This window comes from uncultured Aquimonas sp. (genome assembly GCF_937888285.1).
Taxonomy (GTDB): Bacteria; Pseudomonadota; Gammaproteobacteria; order Xanthomonadales; family Xanthomonadaceae; genus Aquimonas.
Genome location: NZ_CALART010000028.1, coordinates 1 through 4,452 on the forward strand (window position 1 = coordinate 1; position 4,452 = coordinate 4,452).

Below are 4,452 nucleotides of genomic sequence, written 5' to 3' on the forward strand. Positions count from 1 at the left end.
CAGCTTCCCAAGCTTCATACGAGGGTTCGATTCCCTTCACCCGCTCCACCGCATCGTTCCGGGGAATTCTGAGGAAGTCCAAGGAGCATCGTAAGTCGTTGATTCAGGCTGAATTTTCGACACTTCGATGTTCCAGTGGGCTCCACGGAAATCCACCTGAAGCCACGACGTTTATGTCCATTTTTGTGTCCATTTTTGCGGGCACGACGGCTTCCGGATTGTTGCTAGGGTGCTGAGGTCGATGGGTTAAGCATCTGGTTCCTGACTCATGTTCAGGAGCTAGAGCATGGCACTCTCAGACTTGGTGGTCCGTCAAGCCAAGGCCACCGGCAAGGCCTACACCCTTCCAGACATCGATGGTCTCTCCTTGGCCGTGACGGCCACGGGGAGCAAGAGCTGGCACTTCCGTTACTACTGGTTGAAGGAGCCCAAGCGCATGTCGCTGGGCACCTATCCCGAGGTGTCCCTTCGTGAGGCACGCGCTCTGCGCGATGAGGCACGCGCCTTGGTGGCCAAGGACATCAACCCGCGCCTTCACCGCAAGCAAAAGCGCGCCGCGGTCAAACTCGCCGGTGAAAACACCTTCGAGGCGATCTACAAGAAGTGGCTTGCACACCGCGAACTCGGCCTCAAGAAGGGCCGGCAGACCACTCTCTCGATCCTCCCTCGCGTCTTCGCCAAGGATGTGCTGCCCTTGCTGGGCAAGCGCTCGATCTACGACATCAAACGCCCTGACTTGCTGGAAGTGATCGCCAGGATCGAGCGGCGCAAGGCGCTCTCCGTCGCCGAGAAAGTCAGGACGTGGTTCAACCAGATGTTCCGCTACGCGCTGGTGGTCGTGCCGGGCCTGGAGCAGAACCCGGCCTCCGACCTCGACGTGGTGGCGCTGCCGCTGCCCCCGGTGAATCACAACCCGTTCCTGCGCATGGCCGAGTTGCCGAAGCTGTTGCAGCGCCTGCGCAAGTATCGTGGCCGGCTGCAGACCCAGCTCGGTCTGCGGCTGCTGCTATTCACCGGCGTGCGCACGGGCGAGCTGCGCTTGGCGACGCCGGATCAGTTCGACCTCGATCGGGGCCTTTGGGTCATCCCGCCCGAGGTCGTGAAGCAGCTCCAGGTGGACATGCGCAGGAAGCGCCAGTTGCCCCAGGACGTTCCGCCTTACATCGTGCCGCTGTCGGTGCAGGCGATGGAGATCGTCCGGCACCTGCTGGAACAGGTCAAACCGGCCCAGCACTACTTGTTCCGGCACGACAGCGAGTTGAAGAAGCGCATGAGCGAGAACACGCTCAACGGCGCGCTCAAGCGCATGGGTTATCGCGACCTGCTGACCGGGCACGGCATCCGGGGCACGATGTCCACCGCGCTCAACGAGATCGGCTACCCGAAGGTGTGGGTGGACGCACAGCTCTCGCACGTCGATCCCAACAAGGTCAGTGCCACCTACAACCACGCCGAGTACGTCGAGCAGCGGCGGCGGATGATGCAGGACTGGGCCGACCGGCTCGATCTCTTCGAGCAGAACCTGGTCGAGGCAGCGAGCATGCCGCTCACCATCCATCTGGAGGGCGTACCCGTCCTCTCGGACGAAGAAGCCGCGAGTGCGCCACCCAAGGTCGCAGCCACGTCGGCGCCGCTCCTGATCGTGACCAAGCCGGGAGACGCGATGCCGCTGGTGTCGGCCGAGACGCATCGGCTGCCCGCAGTGCCGTTGCCGCGTTCCGTCATGGAGGAACCGCTGTCCGACATTCAGCGCCAGCGGATGGAACTGGTCGATGTCTTCGAGGCGCCGCACAACCTGCCAGTCGCCGAGTACGCCAAGATGGCGGGCAAGTCGCGCCGGTGGATCAGCTACGAGATCAAGGCCGGCAACCTGCTGGCGCTGAACCTGGGCAACCGTGGCCAGCGCGTGCCGGATTGGCATCTCGATCCGGTCAAGCACGCGCTGATCCAGGCGGTCCTCAAGCTGACCAGGGGCGCCGACCCTTGGCAGATCTACAACGCGCTGCTGCAGCCGCGCGCGATGCTGCGCGGCCGCTCAGCCCTGGAAAGCGTCAGCGCCACGAATCTCGACAAGATCATCATGGCGGTGAGCACGACGGTGAAGGAAAGCGAGTGGTCCCCGCAGCAGGTGGCGTTTGCGTAGTGCGCCAGCGCCCTGCAGTGCGCGCCCCTGTCTCAGGACACGGAGCGCGCGCGGCGGGCGAATCTTTCCTGGGGCTCGGTCAAGGACGAGGACGGGCGAAGCAGGTAGGCCATCACGATGATGGGCGCGCCAGCCAATGGCCGCGCGGCGATGCCGCGGCGCAGGTAGCAGGTCAGCCTCGCGGCGGGTGCGACGGCGATGCCGTAGCCCGCGGAGACGAGCGTCATCGCCATGTCAAAGGTGCTGACGGTCTGCTCATGGCCCTGCGGTGCATCCTCGACCAGGCCATGCGCCACCGCGCGCCACGGCTCGTCGGCCGTTGACTGCGCGCAGATCAACGGCTGCTTGAGCAGTTCTTGGCGAGGCACTTCACGGTAGGACAGCAGGTGCGAGCGCTTGGCGACGGCGACCGCCAGCGTGTCGTGCCACAACGGCTCGCACACCCAGCCCGGCCACTCCCAGGCGGCCGTGGACAGGGCCAAGTCAAAGTTATCGTGCGGCGGTTCCTGCGCCTGCGCTGTGGCACGGCATCCGATCAAAGCCGTGGCGGTCTCTGGCTCCTCGGCGCGCTGTAACGCCAGCAAGTCGGCAAGCGGTGAAGGCACCCACTCGCCGAGCACAGCCACCCGGATTTCAGTGGAGGCATCGCTCGATTTCACGTCCAGTTCCCCTAGGCAGTGAACTCGCGGCGACCGATGAAGTCGCTTCTCATGAGTTAAGTTTAACGTGGTTTATATCGTGTCAATCCTCGACGCTTTTGGCAATGCAAAAGCGTTCGATTCAAAGAGGCCGGCCCACCGGCACAACAACCTACGAAGCGGAACCAGCCATCGCGTTTGGGGCCTCCGTGCGCGAAGAAAGAACCAGTCAAGGCATCGCTCAGGAAACGCTGGCTCATCTGTCAGGAATCGAGCGTTCGCACATGGGAAAGATCGAGCGTGGCGAGCATGTCCCCACGCTCCCCCTCATTCTCAAAATCGCCCGTGCGCTGAAATGCAGTTCTGCCCACTTGATGGCGCTTACCGAAGCCAAGCTGGCAGAGACGGCTCCACCTAAGTCCGCGGACTGAAGCCGGCCCGCGCCGTGGCCCCTTGTCTACCCCTGTTCGTTGTCGTTTTTATTACCGGCTGAATTTTCGCGCTTTACGACCTCGGTGAGGAGGCGCAGGTATGGATTGTCCGGAGGCATTTCCTGGAACAGCGCTTCGGGAGCACTCAGCAGGTAGCCGTGCAGTCGCCTGGATTTGCGCGGCCCCGTGACTTCGCAGGTCCAGATGTTCAGCCCGCTGGCTTGCTTGCGGTGCAGGCTCAGTTTCTCAAAACGCTTCTGCACCCACTGCCATCCCTCCAGGTTCTCCGGCTTCGCCAGTGCGGCGATTTGCAGATGTTCCTGCGCGTAGCGCTGGAAGACGCCGGGGCTCACCAGGTAGGCCGTTCCGACGACGCTGTGCACCAGGGCTTTGGCGTCGTTGATGATGAGCTTGTGCGTCTGGATGCCCTGACGCAGCCAGGCCATGAAATGCTCGCCGGAAGGCTCCGGCCGATCCCGAGATGGCGCGGGGCTTACTTGCGGTAGCACCGTAGGCGCCGGCGGCGAGGTCGGCTCGGGCTCGGCAACGGGGCGGCTCGGGGTCTCCGGCGCTATGGGTGGGGCCGCGTCACTCAGCAGATCGAGCAGCGCGGCCACGCCGTTGTCAGCGGGCACGGGCACGGTCGGCGCGGTGCCCGGCGGCGCGGTATCGGCGCTTTCCAGGCCTGGCGCTTCGGGTGCCGGTGCCTGTGACGTCGGCGCCCCTTGTTCCTCGTCGGCCTGTACGCGACCCGCGAACGGCGCCGGCCGGTCGGCCGCATCCCAGACCATGGCCGGGGACAGCTTCAGGAAGGTGAAGCTGTGCGACCAGCCGACTTCGCTGGTGACGGTAGCCTTCCAGATCGCCTTGCCGTCCGGTGTGGCCAAGGCGATGCCGTGATCCTGCAGCACGTTGAACACCGCAGTGTTGCTGGCTGGGATGCCGTCGATGCCCTGCGACAGCAGATGCGCGCGCAGCTTGTCCGAGACGGTCTTGCTCACCAGCCAGAGCGCGTCCTGGGTCAGCCAGCCATCCGAGGCCTGGGGCTGGTTCAGCTTGAATTCTTCCTTCAGGAGGTAGCGCAGGCCATCGAGCAGCTTGCGCTGCAGTGCGTGCCGGGGCGCTGCCAGGGCCTTGCTCGGATCGCCGCCGAGTTCCTGGGCTACCGAGGCTTGATCCGCCTGCACCACCAGCTCGCCGAGCGTGCCGGCGTGCTCGTACTGGCCGGCCAGCACGTACA

4 protein-coding genes are annotated in these 4,452 nt (G+C 64.4%); 2 read left to right on the forward strand and 2 right to left on the reverse strand.

The window, feature by feature from the left end; all coding sequences use genetic code 11:
• Positions 1 to 286: 286 nt before the first annotated feature.
• Positions 287 to 2,143, forward strand: coding sequence for an integrase arm-type DNA-binding domain-containing protein (locus Q0654_RS07490; protein ID WP_102080891.1), 1,857 nt, complete (start codon positions 287 to 289; stop codon positions 2,141 to 2,143).
• Positions 2,144 to 2,175: 32 nt separating this feature from the next.
• On the opposite strand, the gene Q0654_RS07495 is transcribed toward Q0654_RS07490, so the two are convergent.
• Positions 2,176 to 2,802 (reverse strand): LysR substrate-binding domain-containing protein, encoded by a 627-nt coding sequence (locus Q0654_RS07495; protein ID WP_102080890.1) that lies wholly within the window; start codon positions 2,800 to 2,802, stop codon positions 2,176 to 2,178.
• Positions 2,803 to 2,906: 104 nt separating this feature from the next.
• On the opposite strand from Q0654_RS07495, the gene Q0654_RS07500 reads away from it, so the two are divergent.
• Positions 2,907 to 3,212, forward strand: coding sequence for a helix-turn-helix transcriptional regulator (locus tag Q0654_RS07500; RefSeq protein WP_003454714.1), 306 nt, complete (start codon positions 2,907 to 2,909; stop codon positions 3,210 to 3,212).
• A gap of 26 nt (positions 3,213 to 3,238) precedes the next feature.
• On the opposite strand, the gene Q0654_RS07505 is transcribed toward Q0654_RS07500, so the two are convergent.
• A partial coding sequence (locus Q0654_RS07505) for a DNA-binding domain-containing protein (protein ID WP_298852287.1) occupies positions 3,239 to 4,452 on the reverse strand: 1,214 nt, incomplete at its 5' end.

Excerpts from the sequence above, each read along its gene's own strand:
- Q0654_RS07500 (WP_003454714.1), top strand. The coding sequence starts at position 2,907 with ATGCAAAAGCGTTCGATTCAAAGAGGCCGGCCCACCGGCACAACAACC.
- Q0654_RS07490 (WP_102080891.1), top strand. The coding sequence starts at position 287 with ATGGCACTCTCAGACTTGGTGGTCCGTCAAGCCAAGGCCACCGGCAAG.